The 20,166-nt window shown below is 52.1% G+C and carries 14 protein-coding genes; 10 read left to right on the top strand and 4 right to left on the bottom strand.

Features of this window, described 5'->3' with window-relative positions:
* The first annotated feature begins 60 nt into the window (after window positions 1–60).
* The 7 genes from AB8Q18_10680 to AB8Q18_10650 all read left to right on the top strand — a co-directional run bounded on the left by AB8Q18_10680 (window position 61) and on the right by AB8Q18_10650 (window position 11,371).
* Complete coding sequence (locus tag AB8Q18_10680) at window positions 61–843, top strand: NAD-dependent epimerase/dehydratase family protein (GenBank protein ID XDZ50652.1); 783 nt, start codon at window positions 61–63, stop codon at window positions 841–843.
* A 60-nt stretch (window positions 844–903) separates the two neighbouring features.
* Entirely contained in the window at window positions 904–1,473 is a 570-nt protein-coding gene (locus AB8Q18_10675) for an SCP2 domain-containing protein (GenBank protein ID XDZ50651.1), read from the top strand.
* Between the two features lie 12 nt (window positions 1,474–1,485).
* Window positions 1,486–3,018 carry a ubiquinone biosynthesis regulatory protein kinase UbiB gene (ubiB, locus tag AB8Q18_10670; protein XDZ50650.1) on the top strand — a complete coding sequence of 511 codons (1,533 nt, stop codon included), beginning with the start codon at window positions 1,486–1,488 and terminating at the stop codon, window positions 3,016–3,018.
* 464 nt (window positions 3,019–3,482) lie between these two features.
* Window positions 3,483–6,155 (top strand): pyruvate dehydrogenase (acetyl-transferring), homodimeric type, encoded by a 2,673-nt coding sequence (gene aceE, locus AB8Q18_10665; protein XDZ50649.1) that lies wholly within the window; start codon window positions 3,483–3,485, stop codon window positions 6,153–6,155.
* A 113-nt stretch (window positions 6,156–6,268) separates the two neighbouring features.
* Complete coding sequence (gene aceF, locus AB8Q18_10660; GenBank protein ID XDZ50648.1) at window positions 6,269–7,912, top strand: dihydrolipoyllysine-residue acetyltransferase; 1,644 nt, start codon at window positions 6,269–6,271, stop codon at window positions 7,910–7,912.
* 69 nt (window positions 7,913–7,981) lie between these two features.
* On the top strand, window positions 7,982–9,754 hold the full coding sequence (lpdA, locus tag AB8Q18_10655; GenBank protein ID XDZ50647.1) for a dihydrolipoyl dehydrogenase: 1,773 nt from the start codon (window positions 7,982–7,984) through the stop codon (window positions 9,752–9,754).
* 306 nt (window positions 9,755–10,060) lie between these two features.
* Window positions 10,061–11,371 carry a hypothetical protein gene (locus AB8Q18_10650; protein XDZ50646.1) on the top strand — a complete coding sequence of 437 codons (1,311 nt, stop codon included), beginning with the start codon at window positions 10,061–10,063 and terminating at the stop codon, window positions 11,369–11,371.
* A gap of 116 nt (window positions 11,372–11,487) precedes the next feature.
* Here the strand turns inward: AB8Q18_10650 and AB8Q18_10645 are convergent, their stop codons facing one another.
* Window positions 11,488–12,354, bottom strand: coding sequence for a YicC/YloC family endoribonuclease (locus AB8Q18_10645; protein ID XDZ50645.1), 867 nt, complete (start codon window positions 12,352–12,354; stop codon window positions 11,488–11,490).
* 212 nt (window positions 12,355–12,566) lie between these two features.
* Between AB8Q18_10645 and rph the strand changes: the two genes are divergently transcribed.
* The 3 genes from rph (at window position 12,567) to AB8Q18_10630 (ending at window position 17,251) form a co-directional block, all read left to right on the top strand.
* Window positions 12,567–13,295 (top strand): ribonuclease PH, encoded by a 729-nt coding sequence (rph, locus tag AB8Q18_10640; protein XDZ50644.1) that lies wholly within the window; start codon window positions 12,567–12,569, stop codon window positions 13,293–13,295.
* A 226-nt stretch (window positions 13,296–13,521) separates the two neighbouring features.
* On the top strand, window positions 13,522–14,751 hold the full coding sequence (locus tag AB8Q18_10635) for an aspartate kinase (protein XDZ50643.1): 1,230 nt from the start codon (window positions 13,522–13,524) through the stop codon (window positions 14,749–14,751).
* Between the two features lie 310 nt (window positions 14,752–15,061).
* Window positions 15,062–17,251 carry a TonB-dependent receptor gene (locus AB8Q18_10630; protein XDZ50642.1) on the top strand — a complete coding sequence of 730 codons (2,190 nt, stop codon included), beginning with the start codon at window positions 15,062–15,064 and terminating at the stop codon, window positions 17,249–17,251.
* A gap of 80 nt (window positions 17,252–17,331) precedes the next feature.
* Here the strand turns inward: AB8Q18_10630 and AB8Q18_10625 are convergent, their stop codons facing one another.
* Genes AB8Q18_10625 through AB8Q18_10615 form a run of 3 tightly spaced genes read right to left on the bottom strand, consistent with a single transcriptional unit; the run spans window position 17,332 to window position 20,162 of the window.
* On the bottom strand, window positions 17,332–17,823 hold the full coding sequence (locus tag AB8Q18_10625) for a DUF1097 domain-containing protein (protein XDZ50641.1): 492 nt from the start codon (window positions 17,821–17,823) through the stop codon (window positions 17,332–17,334).
* Window positions 17,820–18,722, bottom strand: coding sequence for a DUF2877 domain-containing protein (locus tag AB8Q18_10620; protein XDZ50640.1), 903 nt, complete (start codon window positions 18,720–18,722; stop codon window positions 17,820–17,822). The genes AB8Q18_10625 and AB8Q18_10620 overlap by 4 nt, the downstream gene beginning before the upstream one ends.
* Before the next feature lie 21 nt (window positions 18,723–18,743).
* On the bottom strand, window positions 18,744–20,162 hold the full coding sequence (locus tag AB8Q18_10615) for a DUF1116 domain-containing protein (GenBank protein ID XDZ50639.1): 1,419 nt from the start codon (window positions 20,160–20,162) through the stop codon (window positions 18,744–18,746).
* Window positions 20,163–20,166: the final 4 nt, after the last annotated feature.

Below are 20,166 nucleotides of genomic sequence, written 5' to 3'. Positions count from 1 at the left end.
AAGCGTTCAACAGGCTGTCTGCATTACGTCAGACAGCCTTTTTTTGGGAGTATTAAAGGTATGGCAGCAGCGGTTTTTGTTCTTGGGCTAGGCTTTTTGGGCCAGCCGTTAGCGCACGCTTTACGCCAGCAGGGCTGGTCGGTGGCCGGCAGCCGTCGGCGAGCGCCGAGTGAGGCTGAAGAAGGCTTTTATTCTTTCGATGTGACAGCAGATGTGCCCAATGCGGCGGCGCAGCCCGCGCTGTTGATGGCAGAATCGCTGGTGTGTTTGCTGCCGCCTTCGAGCAGCGCCAACTATGCGGCCGATGTGATGCGGCTGATTGGCTGGATGCAGGCTAACCGTCGGCTGCGTCAGGTGGTCTTGGCCAGCAGTACGTCTGTTTATGGTGATGAGGCCAGAGTGTGTACCGAGGCCACGCCCACTGCGGCCAGTACCGCCTCGGCTCAGGCCATTGTGGCGTTGGAGACTGCTGTAAATCAAAGCACGGTGGCGCAGGTGAGCGTGCTGCGTTTTGGTGGCCTCTTTGGCCCCAGCCGCCACCCGGTGACGGCATTGGCCACCAAGCAACAGATTAAGGGCGCGCAGCAGCCGGTGAATGTGGTGAGCCAGAGCGATGCGGTGGCGGCCATCATGCAGGTGCTGGCCAAGCCACTGTCGGCGCGGCAGCTTTACAATGTGTGCCATCCGCAACATCCCAGCAAACAGGCGTTTTATCAGCGCGAAGCGGATCGACGTGGCTTGGGGGTTTTGGCTTTTGAGGCGGGTGCATGCAGCGAAGGTAAAATCATTGATGGCGGGGCCTACTTAAAAGATTATGGGGTAGTCATGGATGATTTGATTTAAAGAAGTAGGGCGTAGGGTCTTAATGGTACAATTGAGCCCTGACTAATCTGAGGTAAGCGTATGTTCTCTGCCTTATTGAATCATTTATTACAGCAAAATCCAGAACTCAAGCAGGCCATGAGCGTGCATCACGGCCGTGTTTTTGCCCTCAATACGCCGCTTTTGGGCGCCACGCTTGTGATTGCCCACGATGGCTTTGTGGATGCGGCCACGACTGAGCCAGAAGTGACGGTCCAGTTTTTAGACAGTGCCTTAATCAAAGTGGCCCAGCAGCAAAGCCCGAGCGTGGGCGATGTGGTGATCACGGGCGATCATGGTTTGGGCATGGCGCTGTTGCCGATTTTAGGTGAAGTGCGTTATTACCCTGGGCAAGATTTAGCCCGCGTGGTGGGCGATGGCTTGGCCGGCAGCATCATGAGCCGCGTAGATGGCCTCAAGCAGCAACTGCTACAGGGAAAATCACGTTTTGTCGGTCAAGTACAAGACTATGCCCATGAGGCCAATGCGCCCATGGTGGCGAAGGCCGACTTCGACCTGTGGTCTACTGCCGTTGATGAACTCAAAGATGACGTGGCTAGATTGGACGCCCGCTTAGCCAAACTCACCGCGACGGCGTCGCCAACCAAATAAAAAGAACAGCTCATGAAATGGATCAGTCGGTTTTACACCATCAGCCGCACCGTGTATCGGTTTGGCCTGATTGAATTATTATTACCCCAGTTAAAAAATCGTTTTTGGCTACGTACGCTGTGCCGTTGCGTGCCTATTCCGCGTAAGGCCATGCCGCTGCCGCAACGGCTGCATCTGGCGCTGGAGAGCCTAGGGCCCATCTTTGTGAAGTTTGGCCAAGTGCTGTCGACTCGGCGCGACCTCTTACCGCCAGACTATGCCGATCAGCTGGCGCTGCTGCAGGATAAAGTCCCCCCGTTTGCCGGGGCCGAAGCGCAGGCCATTGTAGAAGCGGCCTTTGGCCGCCCTGTGTCTGAGCTATATGCCGAGTTTACGGTTGAGCCTGTGGCCAGTGCTTCAGTGGCGCAGGTGCATCAAGCTTATCTATATGATGAGGACGGTGGCAAAGGGCAAAAAGTGGCGGTGAAGGTCTTGCGCCCTAAAATCAAGCCGATTATTGAGCAGGATTTGGCGCTTTTGGGCGTATTCGCACGCTTGGCCGAGCGCTTTTTACCCGACGGCAAGCGTTTGCGCCCGCGCGAAGTGGTGGCCGAGTTCGATAAATACCTGCATGACGAATTAGACCTAATGAACGAGGCGGCCAACGCCAGCCTATTGGGGCGTCAGTTTAAAGACAGCGACATGCTGATCGTGCCCGACGTGTATTTTGACTATTGCGCGCGCAATGTGTTGACCATCGAGTGGATGGACGGCACGCCGATTTCTGATGTGGAGACCCTCAGAGCCAAAAACATCGATTTCAAGCAGTTGGCGCGCTTTGGGGTGGAGATCTTCTTTACCCAAGTCTTTAAAAATGGATTTTTTCATGCCGATATGCATCCAGGCAACATCATGGTGGCCGACGATGGCCGTTACATTGCCATCGATTTTGGCATTGTCGGCACCTTGACCGAATACGACAAGCGCTATTTGGCGATTAACTTTTTGGCCTTCTTTAACCGCGATTACCATCGCGTGGCCACGGCCCACATTGAGTCGGGCTGGGTACCTAAAGACACGCACCCAGAAGAATTGGCCGCAGCGGTGCGTACCGTGTGTGAGCCGATTTTTAACAAGCCTTTGGCGCAAATATCGTTTGGCTTGGTGTTGATGCGCTTATTTGAAACCAGCCGCCGTTTCGACGTTGAGATTCAACCACAGCTGGTGTTGCTGCAAAAAACTTTGTTGAACATTGAGGGGCTAGGGCGCGAGCTAGATCCTGAGCTGGATTTATGGGCTACGGCTAAGCCGTTCCTAACCCGTTGGATGTCAGGGCAGGTAGGGCCTAAAGCACTGTGGCGAACGCTCAAGCATGAGGCGCCAGAATGGGCGACGATTTTGCCCACGTTGCCGCGGCGAATCTCGGAATTGGTCAATGATGACAAGCAAGCACTGCTGATTAACGGCTATATTGAGCTGATGCGCACCCAAAAGAAACAAAATTTTTATTTGGGTGTGATTAGCTGTTTGTTGCTGGCTTTATTGCTTTGGCAATTATTTCGCTAGCATGAAGCGCTAAAAGGAAAGGCATGGCCGTTTAGGTCGTGCCTTTTTTTATGTTTTGACGATGTGGTTAATATGTTGTTTTTTGAACATAAATTTTGGCTTAAAATTATTTTTTATAGAGTTTGTGCTCTGAAGTGCTAAGATAAGATTTTGGTGAATGGATTTTGCCATGCGCATCAAAACGCCAAAACCCCAGTCTGAATTGGCTAGGGAATACAGCGTGTTGCAGCGCAATATGTCGCCAAAGTGACGACAAATGAAGGCAAATACTTACCCATAATCAAAAAAACGGTTAGAATGAGCGTAAGAATGCGTTTGTTTTCGAATTCGAAAAAATAATTTTCATAGACGTTCATATTAAAACATGAGTGTTTGTTTTGGCCCCCTAAAGCGTACAGGTTAATCATAATAATTCAGGAGATAGCCTGTTTTATGGGGTACATCAGCATGATAAGGACAAAGTTATGGCAACGAACATCACCAACGACATCGATCCGATTGAAACTCAAGAATGGTTAGATTCAATTGCTTCAGTTTTAGAGGCCGAAGGCCCAGAGCGGGCACACTACCTGTTGGAGAACCTGGTTAAGTACACCCGTCGCCGAGGCGTCCACCTGCCTTTTGATGCGACCACCGCTTACTTGAACACCATTCCGGTGGGCAAAGAGCAAAAATCACCGGGAGACCATGAATTAGAGCACCGCTTGCGCTCTTTCATTCGTTGGAATGCCATTGCTATGGTTTTACGTGCTGGTGAAAAAGACTTAGAGCTAGGTGGCCATATTGCCTCCTTCCAGTCTGCCGCCACCCTATACGACGTAGGCTTTAACCACTTCTGGCGCGCGAAGAGCGATGACCATGAAGGCGATCTAGTATTCATCCAAGGCCATTCTTCGCCTGGTATTTACGCCCGTGCGTTCTTAGAAGGCCGCCTAGAAGAGAAGCAGTTGGACAACTTCCGTCAAGAAGTTGACGGCGAAGGCATTCCTTCTTATCCACACCCATGGTTGATGCCGGACTTCTGGCAGTTCCCAACCGTGTCTATGGGCTTGGGCCCATTGATGGCGATCTATCAAGCCCGCTTCTTGAAATACTTAGAGTCTCGTGGCCTAGCCAAGACCAAAGGCCGTAAGGTTTGGGTATTCTGTGGCGATGGCGAAATGGATGAGCCTGAAAGTAAAGGCGCGATTTCATTGGCTTCTCGCGAAGGCCTAGACAACTTGATTTTTGTGGTTAACTGTAACCTACAGCGCCTTGACGGCCCTGTACGCGGTAACGGCAAAATCATTCAAGAGCTAGAAGGCAACTTCCGCGGCGCCGGCTGGAACGTATTAAAAGTGATCTGGGGCAGCCGTTGGGATGCGTTGTTGGCGCAAGACCACGATAATCTATTGAAACAGCGCATGGAAGAGTGCGTTGACGGTGACTACCAAACCTTTAAATCTCGCGACGGTGCTTATGTACGCGAAGAGTTCTTTGGTAAATACCCTGAACTAAAAGCCATGGTGGCAAACATGTCAGACGAAGAAGTTTGGCACTTGAACCGCGGTGGTCATGACCCACATAAAGTGTACGCGGCCTACCATGAAGCCACCCGTAACGCCAACGGTCGTCCGACCGTGATTTTGGCCAAAACCATTAAAGGTTACGGCATGGGCGCTTCTGGTGAAGCACAAAATACCGCTCACCAAGCCAAGAAAATGGACATTGAATCGCTGCGTCGCTTCCGTGACCGCTTCAATATCCCGGTTACCGACGAACAGTTGGAAACCAACCCTCCTTACTACCGTCCAGACGAAGACAGCCCAGAAATGAAGTATTTGCGCGAACGCCGCGCTGCTTTAGGTGGCTATTTACCTCGTCGCGTGCCGAGCACGGAAGCCCTGCCGATTCCTGCGCTGTCTGCCTTTGACGCCCAGCTTAAATCCAGCGGTGAGCGTGAGTTCTCGACCACGATGGCCTTTGTTCGTATTTTGAACACCTTGCTGAAAGACAAACAGGTTGGCAAGCGCATCGTGCCCATCGTACCGGACGAAAGCCGTACCTTTGGTATGGAAGGCATGTTCCGTCAGTACGGCATTTGGAACACCAAAGGCCAAAACTACGTGCCACAAGACCACGATCAACTGATGTTCTATAAAGAATCTAAAGACGGTCAAGTGTTCCAAGAGGGCATTAACGAGCCAGGCGCCATGAGTTCATGGATTGCTGCGGCCACCAGCTATGCCAACAACGACACCCCGATGATTCCGTTCTACATCTACTACTCAATGTTTGGCTTCCAACGCGTGGGCGACTTAGCCTGGGCAGCGGGCGACATGCGTGCCCGTGGCTTCTTGCTCGGCGGCACCGCTGGTCGGACCACCTTGAACGGTGAAGGCTTACAGCACGAAGATGGCCACAGCTTGATTCAAGCGGCGCTGATTCCGAACTGCGTGAGCTACGACCCAACGTTTGCCTATGAGTTAGCCGTGATCATTCAAGATGGCTTGCGTCGTATGTACGTAGAACAAGAAGACGTGTTCTACTACTTGACCTTGATGAATGAAAACTACGCTCACCCAGCCATGCCTGAAAAAGAAGGCATTAAAGAAGAAATCATTAAGGGTATGTACTGCTTGAAAGAAGGCGAACAAGGCAAGCTGAAAGTACAATTAATGGGTTCTGGCGTGATCTTGAATGAAGCGATTGCCGCTGCCGACCTATTGAAGGCCGATTTCGGTGTGGATGCCGACATTTGGAGCGTGACTTCATTTAATGAGTTGCAACGTGAAGCCATGGCCATTGAGCGCCACAACCGCTTACACCCATTAGACGAAGAAAAAGTACCGTTTGTGGTACAGCAGCTTGAAGGCCGTGAAGGTCCTGTTGTGGCGACCACGGACTACATCCGCGCCCAAGCCGAAAGCATCCGTGCCTACTTAAAACACGACTATGTGGTGTTGGGTACCGATGGCTTTGGCCGCAGTGATTCACGCGCCAACTTGCGTGAATTCTTTGAGGTGAACCGCTACCACGTTGTGATTGCCGCCTTACATGCTTTAGCAAAACAAGGCAAAGTTGATAAGAAAGTGGTGGCTGAGGCCATTGCGAAATACGAAATCAACGCAGACAAAACTGCTAGCTGGTTGTGCTAAGCCCTATTCAATAGGGTGTGCCCTGAGCCATTAAACACGGTGCAGGGCACGTAAAAGCATAGCGTTAAAGTATGTCAACTGAGGCTGAGTAACAGCCTGTAAAAGGAAAGACAATGAGCCAAACAATTGAATTAGTGGTCCCAGACATTGGCGGTGCAGAAAATGTAGACGTGATTGATGTGGCGGTGAGCGTGGGTGATACCGTTGCCGTAGATGACACCTTAGTGACGTTGGAAACCGACAAAGCCACCATGGACGTGCCAGCCGAACAGGCCGGCGTGGTGAAAGAAATCAAAATCGCCGTAGGCGGTAAAGTGAGCCAAGGCGACGTCTTGGTGGTGGTTGAGGCCGCTGGCGCTCAAGCGGCTGCTGAGTCCGCACCGGCAGCCGAAACTGCTGAACCCGCTGCAGCGCCTGCTGCCGCAACCGCAGCAACCGAGGTCGTGAACGAAGTCGTGCCAGACATCGGCGGCTCTGAAAATGTAGACGTGATTGATGTGGCGGTTAAAGTGGGCGACACCATTGCCGTGGACGACACTTTGATTACCCTAGAAACCGACAAAGCCACCATGGACGTACCCAGCACTAAGGCGGGCGTGGTGAAAAGCGTGAAGGTCAGCGTGGGTGATAAAGTCAGCCAAGGCAGCGTGATCCTTACCGTTGAAAGCAGCGGCTCAGCCCCAGCGGCCGCGCCAGCAAAGGCCGTGGACACCAGTACCGCTGAAACCCGAGCCAAGTCTGATGAAAACAGCGTGAAGGCGAAGCCTGCTGCAGCAGTGGACGCGCCGCGCCCAATCGAAAGCTATGGCCACAGCCCTATTAACGAAGAAGCGTTTGCTAAAGCGCATGCCGGTCCATCGGTGCGTAAACTAGCGCGTGAATTAGGCGTTGATCTAGGCCGTGTGCAGGGCACTGGCCATAAAAAGCGCGTGATCGCCGAAGACGTTAAAGGCTTTGTGAAAGGCGTGATGCAAGCCACCGACTCTGGCAGCAAAGCCAGCAGCGTCGGCAGCCTAGGCGGCGGTCTTGATCTATTGCCATGGCCAAAAGTTGACTTCAGTAAGTTCGGTGAAGTCGAAGTACAGCCATTGAGCAAAATTCAGCGCATTTCAGGTCAGAACCTGTCTCGTAACTGGGCCATGATCCCTCATGTGACCTTTAACGACGAAGCGGACATGACCGAGCTAGAAGCCTTCCGTCAGCAAATGAATCAAGAGTGGGCGCGCGAAGGCACCAAGATGTCGCCTTTGGCCTTCATCATTAAAGCGTCGGTTGAAGCTTTAAAAGCCTTCCCAGAGTTTAATTCTTCTCTAGACGGCGACGATTTGATCTTGAAGAAATACTTCAATATCGGCTTTGCGGCCGACACGCCTAACGGTTTGGTTGTGCCCGTGATCAAAAACGTGGACAAAAAAGGCCTGAAAGAAATTTCGCAAGAGTTAACCGAGCTGTCGTTGAAAGCCCGCGAAGGCAAATTAGGCATCACCGACATGCAAGGCGCTGGCTTTACCATTTCTAGCTTGGGCGGCATTGGCGGCACCAGCTTTACACCTATCATTAATGCGCCAGAAGTGGCCATTTTGGGCGTGTGTAAGTCACAAATGAAACCCGTATGGAATGGCAAAGAATTTGAGCCACGCTTGATGTGCCCACTGTCGTTGTCGTTTGATCACCGCGTGATCGATGGCGCAGCAGCAGCGCGCTTTACCGTGTACTTGGCCAAACTATTAGGTGACATTCGTCGCTTGGTTCTGTAATGCCGCTTAACGACTCAGCCCGTGATGGTGCTGGGTCGTTTGCCTTTTGTGGTAAGTAAAGGAAAACTTATGAGCGTAATTGAATTAAAAGTCCCTGATATTGGCGGCAGTGCCAACGTGGACGTGATTGACGTGATGATTCAGGTTGGCGACACCGTTGCCCTAGAAGATGGCTTGATCACCTTAGAAACCGATAAAGCCACCATGGACGTGCCTGCTGATCAGGCTGGCGTGGTGACGGCGGTGAAGATTAAAGTCGGCGATAAGGTCAGCGAAGGCGATGTGATCGCCCTGATCGAAGCCGCTGGTGCGGCTCAGGCCGAAACCAAAACGGTCGAAGCGCCTGCGGCGGCTGCACCTGCTGCAGCTAAGGCCGCGCCTGCCGCTGCTGAATTTGCCGGTAGTGCTGATGCTGATTACGATTTAGTGGTGTTGGGCGCAGGCCCTGGTGGTTACTCTGCCGCCTTTAGAGCCGCCGACTTAGGCTTGAAAGTGGCCTTGGTTGAGCGTTACGCCACTTTAGGCGGCGTGTGTTTGAACGTGGGGTGTATTCCCTCTAAAGCCTTGCTGCACAATGCTGCGGTGATTGATGAAGTCAAACATTTGGCCAAAAACGGGATTAAATATCCTGAGCCAGAAATTGATTTAGACGCATTACGCGCGTACAAAAGCAGCGTAACCGGTAAATTGACCACTGGTTTGGCCGGCATGGCCAAGGCCCGTAAAGTCGACGTGATTCGTGGTTTGGCACAGTTTGCAGGCGCACATCATTTAGAAGTGGCCTTGACCAGCGGTGAGGGCCAAGCGCAAACGGGTGAAAAACAGGTAGTGCGCTTTAAACAAGCCATCATTGCGGCCGGTAGCCGCGTGGTGAATCTGCCGTTTATCCCGCAAGACCCACGCATTGTGGATTCAACCGGTGCTCTTGAGTTGGCCAGCATTCCTGAAAAAATGTTGATCATTGGTGGCGGCATCATCGGCCTAGAAATGGGCACCGTATACTCTACCCTAGGCGCACGCCTAGACGTGGTGGAAATGCAAGATGGCTTGATGCAAGGCGCCGACCGCGACTTGGTTAAAGTGTGGCAAAAAATGAATGCGCCTCGCTTTGACAACATCATGCTGAACACCAAGACCACGGCAGTAGAGGCCAAAGAAGACGGCATTTATGTGACCTTCGAAGGCGCTAAAGCACCAGCTGAACCACAGCGCTATGATTTGGTTCTAGTGGCCGCCGGCCGTGCGCCTAATGGCTTACTCATCGGTGCCGATAAGGCGGGCGTGGCCGTGACTGATCGCGGCTTCATCGAGGTCGACAAGCAAATGCGCACCAATGTGCCGCACATCTTTGCCATTGGCGACATTGTAGGCCAGCCTATGTTGGCGCATAAGGCCGTACATGAAGGTCATGTAGCCGCTGAGAACGCTGCCGGCCATAAAGCCTATTTCGACGCCCGCGTGATTCCTGGCGTGGCCTACACCGACCCTGAAGTGGCATGGGTGGGTATGACCGAAGATTTGGCCAAGGAAAAAGGCATCGCCATCACCAAAGCCGTCTTCCCTTGGGCTGCTTCTGGTCGCGCCATTGCCAACGGCCGTGACGAAGGCATGACGAAGCTGATTTTTGACGCTGAAAGTGGCCTCATCATCGGGGGCAGCATCGTGGGCACCAACGCCGGCGACATGATTGGCGAGCTGTGCTTGGCGATTGAAATGGGCTGTGATGCAGAAGACATTGGTAAAACCATTCACCCCCACCCAACCTTGGGTGAGAGCATCGGCATGGCGGCCGAAGTAGCCTTAGGCGTGTGCACCGACTTACCACCGATGCGTAAGCGCTAGTTTTAGTCCCTAATTGTGAGATCACCCCATCCTGTTTTAAAACAGGGTGGGGTTTTTTATGGGCATAAGCAATGGGGTAGCTTAGGCGTATAGCCGGCTACTTTGGTCTGCGTTGTGCAAAATAAGGTAAAGATTGCGGGGTGTTGTCACGATTTTGCCTAGAATCTAGGATAAGCTGAGCATGAATTCAGGTCTTCTGTTTTATTTAAGTGGTTGTTTATATTGAAATCATTTTTTTGCAGAAGATTTAACGAATAAAGACTTGGCCCCCGTGGCTTATTTAACAAACAACGAAAAGACCGAATAATGAATCTTAAAAAGAAAACGGTCCTGCCCACTGCTGGTGGGCTGAGAGGGTCGACTCAGGGGCGGCGGCAGGCAGCCAAAATCAATCAGGTTGCTGCGGCTGAAGCACAGTTTCAGCAGGCCATTCGGGAGGGGCAAAGAGGGTGTGTTAAAACCAAGCTGGCGCTTTTACAGCAGCTTTTACAGAGGTTTCAAGACAGCGATGATGTCGCGGTACAGTATTTTGTGGCCTACGCCATGCTGCATCAGGGCATGACGCTGGGCGATATGGGGCAGACGGCGGCAGAGCTTTGTCTGTACGACGATCTTGTCCAGCATCTAGCCCGCTTTGAGCCTCAGCCCGTACTGCAATCGTTGGGCATGCAGGCCTTGATGAATAAGGCAGCAACGCTGGCTGAGCTGACTCAGGCTGGGGCGGCCTTAAGGCTCTACGATGAGATTATTCAGCAATTCTATGCGGTAGAAGCGCACGATATGGTGATTCAGCTGGCCCACGTGATGGTGAATAAAATCACTCTGCTGGGGGACTTAGGCCAGTGGACGGCGCAGCTCTTGGCCTACGATCAAATGATTCAGCGTTTTTTGCACACCGATCACGCGCCTTTACAGCAATACGTTGCCAAACTGATGCTGAATAAAGGACTGGCTTTGGCCGCTTTGGGCCAGCACGAAGCCGAGTTGGCCAGCTATCAGGCGTTGATCGATTGGCTCACGCCGTTGCCGAACGAGGAAATGCGTGTGTATTTGGTCAAGGCCTTGATGAATCAGGGCGCTACCTATGGCGTGCTACAGCAGCCGCAGGCGCAGATGGCCATTTACCACAGCTTGATCCAGCGTTTTCAGGGGCAAGAAGAGGGAGAGGTCGCCGTTTGTGTGGCCCAAACGTGGCTGAATCTAGCGTTGACTTATACAGGCTTACAGCAGCCTAAAGAGGCGTTGCGGACCTATGATCAGATGATTGCACGCTTTGACGACAGCCTTGGTGTAGAGCTACAGGGCTATTTGGCTCAGGCCATGCTGAACCGGCTGTTGCTGCGGCATGATGTTCATCAGGATAAAGTCGATGGCTTTTGTGCCTTCATTGAACGTTTTGGTGACGAATCGCATGAACGAGTGATGGCCTGTGTGGCCTGCGCAATGCTGAATAAAGGCATTGTGTTGGGCCAGCTTGGGCGGATTGAGGCAGCCAGTGCCACATACGATCGGCTCATTGCGCTGTATCAGCATAGCCTGGTGCCCGATGTGCAAAGCTGTCTTACCCAGGCGATGATGTTTAAAGAACGCCGCTATGGGGCGAGCGTGAAGCAGTAAACGCTGTTGAAAAAGAGCCGTATGCTGGAACATACTGCACAAACTCAATGCTCATCAGTCACGATAAAAAAGGCCGTCCTGCTTGTACATAAGCAGGACGGCCTTTTTGTGGGTGTTTATTCGATGTTTTGAACCTGCTCGCGCATTTGTTCAATCAACACCTTAAGTTCAACCGAAGCTTGGGTACATTCGGTGGCAATCGCCTTACTGCCTAGGGTATTGGCTTCGCGATTCAATTCTTGCATCAGAAAATCGAGGCGTTTGCCGACCGAGCCTTTACCCGAAACCGTGCGGCGCACTTCTTTAATGTGGCTTTTTAAGCGCGACAGCTCTTCGTCAACGTCGGCTTTTTGCATGAAAATGGCGAACTCTTGTTTGAGTCTGTCGTCCTCAATATTGGCCACGGCTTCGCGTAGGCGCTCTTCTGCTTTTTGGATGTGCTGGGCCACCAGGCTGGGGAATAGGCCTTCGATATTGCTCATCACTGCTTCCATTTGCTCTAGGCGGCTCAGAATGTGCTGTTGCAGGCCTTCTCCCTCGCGTGCGCGGCTTTGGGCGAAGTCGGTGAGGGCTTGGCTAAGCAAGCCCAATACGGCCTGATTAATGGCCTCTTGGTCAATGCTGCTTTCGCTCAGTACGCCTGGGAAGCGCAAAATATCGGACACGCTTAAGGCCTGTAGCTGAGGATGTTCGGCTAAAAGGGTTTGATTCAGCTGGCTGAGGTTGTTGATTAATTCATGGTTGTAGCGCAGTTCGGTTTGCTGGTCGTGTAATACATTGATGTGGATGCGGCATTCGATTTTACCGCGAAAGGCGTGCTGGCTGATGGCCTCGCGCATGGTGCCTTCAAGCACACGGACTTCTTCAGGCGCTTTGAATTGAATGTCGAGGTAGCGATGGTTGACGGCGCGTAGTTCGAGATTGATGCGGGTTTGGGCAAATTCACCGCTGGCGCTGGCAAAGCCTGTCATGCTATGGATCATGGGGAAACCTTTGTACGATTGAAAGGGCGCTTAAACGCTTCATGCTTTAAACGCAGGCCTTCAATATACAATAAAGGGCTCTGCCTAGGCCAGTGTCGTTGGCTCTTTGCGGTGGGGTGCGGGCATTTATCTTTGAGCTTTATGTCAATCAACGGTATCATTTTGACTTTAAAGTGGCGCTGAGCCACTGAATGCTTATTTAAGGAATGTACATGACGCCCTACCAACGCAGCAATCGCCAGCCTGATGAATTACGTGCTTTGACCCTGACCCCGCATTTTTTACCGCAGGCCGAAGGCTCGGTGCTGATTGAGTGTGGCCAAACCAAGGTGATTTGTACGGCGTCGGTGGAAGAAAGCGTGCCGCCTTTTTTACGGGGCCAAGGTAAGGGTTGGGTGACGGCCGAATACGGCATGTTGCCGCGTTCTACCAATAGCCGTATGCGGCGTGAAGCCGCAGCGGGCAAGCAAAGTGGCCGCACCCAAGAGATCCAACGCCTGATCGGCCGCTCTTTGCGCGCGGTGGTGGACATGGACAAGCTGGGCGAGCGCCAAATTTTGATCGATTGTGATGTGATTCAGGCCGATGGGGGAACCCGTACCGCCAGCATCACCGGCGCCTTTGTGGCCTTGCAATTGGCAGTAAACCAGCTTTTGGCTAAAGGCTTATTGACTGAAAACCCGATTAAAGAGGCGGTGGCGGCGATTTCGGTGGGCGTGTTTCAGGGTCAGGCGCTGTTGGATTTAGACTATGTTGAAGATTCTGGCTGCGACACCGACATGAACATCGTCATGACGGCCTCTGGGCGTATGGTTGAAGTTCAAGGTACGGCAGAGGGCGAAGCGTTTAGCCGCGCTGAGCTGAATCAGCTGTTGGATTTAGGCGAAGCGGGCATTCGCAGTCTATTGGTTCTACAGCAGCAGGCTCTTGCCGCCGCTTAAGGTATTCAGCAGCCCTCGTGGCTGCTTTTTTATTGCGTTTAAGCCAGCGTCTGGATCACTTTGCCGCCGAATGTTGCGTAATGAGCGTGATTTTTTGGCGTAATCGTCATATATGCTGACAAAGCGGCGGTTCTTAAGGCTTGCTTCTTGTCAGTGTGCTTAAAAAGTGGTACTAATTCTAGCTCAACATTTTTGTTAACAAACATTCTGCAAAGAAGAAAAGAAAATGGCACTAATTGTCCAAAAGTATGGTGGTACTTCTGTAGGTTCTACTGATCGTATTAAAAATGTGGCCAGACGTGTCGCAAAATTTAAAGCCGAAGGTCACGATGTGGTGGTGGTGCTGTCTGCCATGAGTGGTGAAACCAACCGTTTGATCGCATTGGCCAACGAAATTCAGCCTTATCCAGACCCGCGTGAATTAGACGTAGTGGTGGCAACCGGTGAGCAAGTGACCATTGGTCTATTGTGTATGGCTTTACAAAGCATCGGCGTCGACGCTAAAAGCTACTGTGGTTGGCAGGTGGCGATGCACACCGATTCAGCCCACGGTAAAGCCCGAATTGAGAGCATTGACGACGAAAAAATTCGCGCTGATTTAAATGCGGGACGTGTGGTGGTAGTGGCTGGCTTCCAAGGGGTCGACAGCCAGGGTGAGATCACGACCTTAGGGCGCGGTGGTTCAGATACGTCAGCGGTGGCGATTGCGGCCGCCTTGAAGGCGGACGAGTGCCAAATTTATACCGACGTGGATGGGGTGTACACCACCGATCCACGCGTGGTGCCAGAAGCGCGCCGCTTAAAAACGATTACGTTTGAAGAAATGTTGGAATTGGCCAGCTTAGGCTCTAAGGTTTTGCAAATTCGCGCGGTCGAGTTTGCGGGTAAATATAAAGTTAGATTGCGTGTGCTCAGCAGCCTTCAAGATGAAGGTGAAGGCACGTTGATCACATTTGAGGAAGATGGCGACATGGAAAAAGCAGTAGTGGCAGGCATTGCGTTTGATAAAAACGAGGCAAGAATTAACGTGAAGGGCGTGCCAGATAAGCCAGGCATCGCGTTTCAAATTTTAGGCGCCGTGTCGGACGCCAATATTGAAGTGGACATGATCATCCAAAACGTGGGTGAACATGGCACCACCGACTTCTCCTTTACCGTGCCCAAAGGCGAATACAATCGTGCGATGCGCATCTTGAGCGAAGTGCAAAAGAACATCGGCGCGGCCAAAGTCGACGGTGACGACACCGTGGCCAAAATTTCCATCGTCGGCGTGGGCATGCGCTCACACTGCGGCGTGGCCTCGACCATGTTCCGCACCTTAGCGGAAGAAGGCATCAACATTCAAATGATCAGTACGTCTGAAATTAAGGTTTCTGTTTTGATCGACGAAAAATACTTAGAGTTGGCAACGCGGGTGCTGCATAAAGCCTTTGGCTTAGAAAACGCCCCTTCTTAAGCCGATCATACTTAAGCCAAAATCAATAAACACGGATCTGAGCACCCTTGCAAAAGGGTGCTTTTTTTTGTGTCAAAGAATCTGGCCTTCTAAGATTTTTGGGCTCAGAAGCTTTTATTTTTAATGATTCTTACTATTAAATTAATATTTACGCTATTTTGTATTTTAATACCTTAATCTTTTATTTTGTCGCCATAATGAGACTAAACTAGCTTATTTGAATAATATATGTGGCGTTTTTTATAATAATAAGTATTATTCTCATTCTTGTTTCATTTTTGAATCATTTAACTATAGGGACGTCATGGAGATGAAAAATATACGCATTGGGGCGTTAACGGTTTTGGCTGCGAGCCTATTGCCGATGGCTGCTTGGGCACAAACGGACGGTGAAGCAAAGATTGGCGACGTGGTGGTGACGGCGACAGGCTTTGAGCAAAAAGTAAAAAATGCACCCGCCAGCATTACGGTGGTGACGGAAGAAGAATTAAAACAAAAAAACGCCACCAGCTTAGCTGAAGTGTTAAAAGACATCCCTGGGGTGGATGTGCGCAACGGGACGGATAAAACCGGCAACCTTAGCGTGGAAATTCGAGGCATGCCATCAGAATACACTTTGATCATGATCGACGGACGGCGTCAAAACACGTCTGGAGAGGTTACGCCAAATGGCTTTAGCGGCACCAGTTTTGGTTTTATGCCACCAATGTCGGCCATTAAACGCATTGAGGTGATTCGTGGGCCCATGTCGACGCTATACGGCTCTGACGCCATGGGCGGTGTCATCAACATTATCACTAAGCCCGTGTCCACGCGCGAGTGGGGCGGTAATGTAACGGTACAGACCGAGCTGCAGCAAGACAGTAAGGCCGCGAACACCCAATCGATTAATATTCAAACCAGCGGCCCCTTGGTACAGGACAAATTGGGCTTAGAGCTGCGCGGCCGTTTCTTTAATCGGGAGTCCTCTGAGCGCCTCAATCCAAATGCTTCTGGCCGTGATCCGCGTCCAGGACGGGGTGAAAACTATGATTTTGGCGCCAAACTGTCGTGGAACGTGAATGACACTCACACCGTTTGGGCCGACGTTGGTACCGCCAAACAGTGGTACGACAACCGCGACAGCCGTTTGGGTAGCTTAGACACTTATCATGACGATGGTAGGCCTAATAATATTTCTGGCTATGAAGATCGCCTAGAGTTTTTACGTGAACAGTACGCCATTGGCCATAAGGCTGAGTTTGAGATTGGGGATTGGGAAAGCTATGTCAGCCAAGTGCGTACCGAAACCAAAGGCCGTACGCTCCCTGGCGGCAATAATCCGCAGTGGGGCTATGTCTATAAGGGCGGTGAGTCACGCTTACTGAAAAATACCGATACCCTGTTTCAAACCAAGTTTCGAACTCAGCTTGGCGCGCATAGCCTCACAGCCGGCCTTGAGTATCAAGACAATAAAACCGAAGATGCGGCAGCCGGCCGTGGCAATACCTTTAAACAGGACTCATGGGCCGTATTTGCCGAAGACAGCTGGCAATTCTTGCCGAAGTTTAACCTGACCTTGGGCGGGCGTTATGAAGACCATAAGGCCTTTGGCGGTGAGTTTACGCCGCGTGCTTATTTGACCTGGAACGCGACCGAACAATGGACGCTTAAAGGGGGCGTGAGCACGGGCTATAGAGTGCCGACCTTGAATGATTTACACGATGGCATTAATGGCTTTACCTCTCAAGGTAAAAAAATCACCTTGGGTAGCCCAGACTTAAAGCCTGAAAAAACCACCAATTACGAGTTAAGCGCTAACTTTACAGAAGGCAGCTTTGACACCACGGCGACGATATTCTTGAATAAGTTTAAGGATAAAATCGGCAGCGGCAACAGCATCGCTAACTGTGATTACGCTAACAATCCTAATTTACCAGGCTGTATGAGCATCGGCGGTTTCCCTGATCAAGAAGACATTGGGACCAAAGTCAATCTTGATAAGGCCGAGACTAAGGGCCTGGAGTTGGCGAGTAAGTTCAACATTACGCCCGACTGGTCCATCAAAGGAACTTATACGTGGTTAAAAACCGAAACCAAATCTGGCGCCAATGAAGGCAATTACTTGGTGAGCAACCCGCGCCATGCTTTGAACTTGTCGACCAATTACCACTTCAATGACCGCTTGAGCGGTTGGCTAGAGGCGGAGTATAAGTCATCGCGCGAACGCTATCAGGGCGCGGTAAAGGATAATGACGCCATTATTAAAGATTTAACCGGCAATAAGTTTAAAGGCTACACCATTGTGAACTTGGGCGTGAATTACCAGATGAATAAGCAGCTGCGCCTCACCGCCGGTGTGCACAATCTATTGGATAAGAAGTTTGATAAGAGCCGCACCTTTATCAACAGTAAAGGTAAAGAAGAAGTCTTGTATGAATATTCTATGGCCAGCCGCAGCAACAGCGGAACCTACATCGACCGTCGTAAGCTGTGGGTGTCGTTGGGCTATGATTTTTAAGCCTAGAGCTTAAGTATTCTTAAGCCAAAACGCCATCGGTCAGTGGACCAATGGCGTTTTTTTAGGCGTGCTAAATGAGGCTACTGGCTGGGCGCCTGGCTCAGGCCTAGCCGTTGTGTCAGGCTGGTGCCGCCTTGATCGCAAGCCCAGCCAAGGAAGGTGCCGGCAATCAAAGATGCGATCAGTAAGGGCCACTGGCCGTCAATGGCGAAATAGCTGTAGCAGCCGACAAAAATCCCCGGGACAAAAGCCACAAAATCCAGTGCGCCGCACAGCACGATCAGGCCGACGATGATGCCTACGGCAATGCCGGTGGCCATATTAGGTGACAGGAACGAGAGGATGTTGTCGCCGCTCCAGATCATGGCAAAGGCAGTAAATGACCCCAGTAACGTGGTGTACAGCGTCATTTTAATGCCTTCTAGCTGGTGTTTGCCGCTGGCGAAGTAGGCGGTGCAGCCGGCGAAGCCGGCCCAAATCGACAGATTTAGGCGTGGCGCCACGCCTGCCCAGAGTCCACATAAAAAACCGGTCACGAGTGCCGAAATCATGAGGGGCCAATTGATTTTCATGGTACATCCTTTGCTAAAGTAAACAATAAGAGGGTGTCGAGTACGCCGTAGGCGATGTCGGTGCCTGAGGTGGATCCTGTCTGTAACAGCTGGCTTAAGTGCTGAACCGCTGCCGGCGTTTGCCCTTGAGCGAGGCTGTGAATGAGATCGATCAGGCTGGATTTAAAATAGTATTGGCTAGCGCAGCTTAAGGCCTGCACGCTGATGGCGTTGGTTTGTCGTTCGGCGTGGCGGCTGATGCTGGCGCTTAAGGCTGCGGCCGCTGGCGCAGCGCTCTGGTTAAGGCGTAGGGCGGCTAAAACGCCAACTAAATAGTCATCACCCGAAGGGGTGAGGCCCACGCCGAGGCCGAGTAAGCCCAAGACGGCGGCATCGATCGGCGCCGCTTGCGCCGTTCGTAATGTCTGCTGTAGGGCTTGGGCCTGCTGGTGTAGGCAGCGGCTAAGGCCGAGCTCAAAGGCTGAGGCGCCGACGCTGGGCACGAAGCTGCCGGGGCTAGCCTGTTGCTTGAGCGTGGCGCGCAGCGTCGCCAGCGCTGAGGACAGCGCTGCGACATCGAGCGCATCGGTCGCCACGGCTAAAGAATGGGATTGTGGTTTCGCCGTTAGGGCAAAAGCATCGTGATGGGGTAGGTACAGTGCGTGCTCATCATGGTGAACGGCTTGGCCGATCTGGATGCTGAGGCTGCTGAAGTTGACGTTCTGAGTCATCAGGCTTAAGGGGAGGCTGTCGGTTTTTTGATTGCTGAGGGTCAGCAAGGGTAGGTTAGGTGCCGTCAAGTTGACGGTATTGTCGAAGGCGCTGTGAATGTGCCAGCGCGCGCTTTGGCGTAAGGTCGATAGGAATCGATCATCTAGGCTCAATGGCTGAATCAGCCGTGTGGCAGAGGTAAGCAGCATGATCGATTCCTTGTCTGACGGTTAGTTAAAGTCGTTGGCCAGCGCGATTAAGGCCTGTTCGAAAACTTCAAACGGAGGGTTGGTTAGGCCGGTGCCAATCATGCCCACGCCGGCGTCTTTGTGGGCGATGGCGGTGTTGATGATGGGCAAAATACCGGTGTCTAAAACCTTACGGGCATCAATACCAGAAGCAATACCGCGGAAATTCAACAACGGAATGGTGATGTTGGGGTTGGTGGCGGTGGTGATGTCCATCATGGTTTTCGAATAGTTGATGGCGTCCTCAACCGTGCCGCCGACTAAAGGCACGATGGCGGGGGCGGCGGCCATGGCAAAGGCGCCGATGCCGTAGGTTTCGGTGATGGCGCTGTCGCCGATGTCTAGGCCAGCGTCTTCGGGCTTAAAGCTTGCCATCATTGGGCCAATCACTTTTTGAGCGGGGCCGATAAACCAGTTAAAGCCTTCGAAGTGGCTCAGACGGATGCCAAATTCCACGCCGTTACGGCACATGGTGGTGACGATGGAGCTGTGCTTGACGCCGTGAGCGGCATCCATGGCGGCTTTACACACGGCCATCCAGGTGGGGCCGGTAAAGTAGTCGCTGCTTTCAATAAACTCAAATACGGCAATCTTGTCTTCATTGCTGAAGTCGGTACGCAAGATATAAGGGGTGAGCTTTTGCGTCAGCAGCAAGGTGCCGGCGTTATTGCGGTTATGGTCTTCATCGCCCATGTGAATGGCTTGAGCCAGCAACATGCGTAAGTCGATCTCGCCGGCGAGCTTCATAGCGGCGCTGAGCATGGGGCCGAATACGTCGCGCATCCAGATCAGGCGATCAATCACCGATTGGTCGTTGGCGCCCATGCGTAAAATTTTGGCCAGCTGTTCGGAAAGGTTGGTGTAGGCCACATTGCCGTGGGTTTTGTTTTTGACAATGTGCACATACATCGATGCCGAGGTCACGCCGGCCATCGAGCCAACCGAATCGTGTTCATGACAAGGCGAGAAGATGATTTGGCCTGAAGCCGCTACCTGTTCTGCTTCGGCGATGTCTTTGGCCAAGCCTTCAAACACGATGGCGCCCGTGATGGCCCCCTTCATGGCGCCACACATATCGGCCCAGGCAATCGGTGGGCCTGCGTGGATGATGGTGTTTTTAGTCATGCCGGGCACCACGTCTAGCGCACGCTCGTAGCCAATGAGGACGGGGTGGGCGGTGATGATGCGCTCAACCGCTTCTTGGTTGGCGGCGTCAATTTTGGCGGCAACCTCTGGGCGCTGGAGCGTCTCTAAGGCGGCGGCCAGTTCTGCGCTGATTGGGCGCGGTGGCGTCCAGTTCACTTGGCTGGCGCTGACGGCCTGAGTATTTAAATCGTCTAGAAATAATTTGGGGCCAACGTTGACCACGTTGAGGGTGTGTTGAAATAGTCCTTGAGCCATGATG

This window comes from Neisseriaceae bacterium CLB008 (genome assembly GCA_041228285.1).
Taxonomy (GTDB): Bacteria; Pseudomonadota; Gammaproteobacteria; order Burkholderiales; family Neisseriaceae; genus JAGNPU01.
This window is presented reverse-complemented; position numbering and strand designations above follow the sequence as displayed.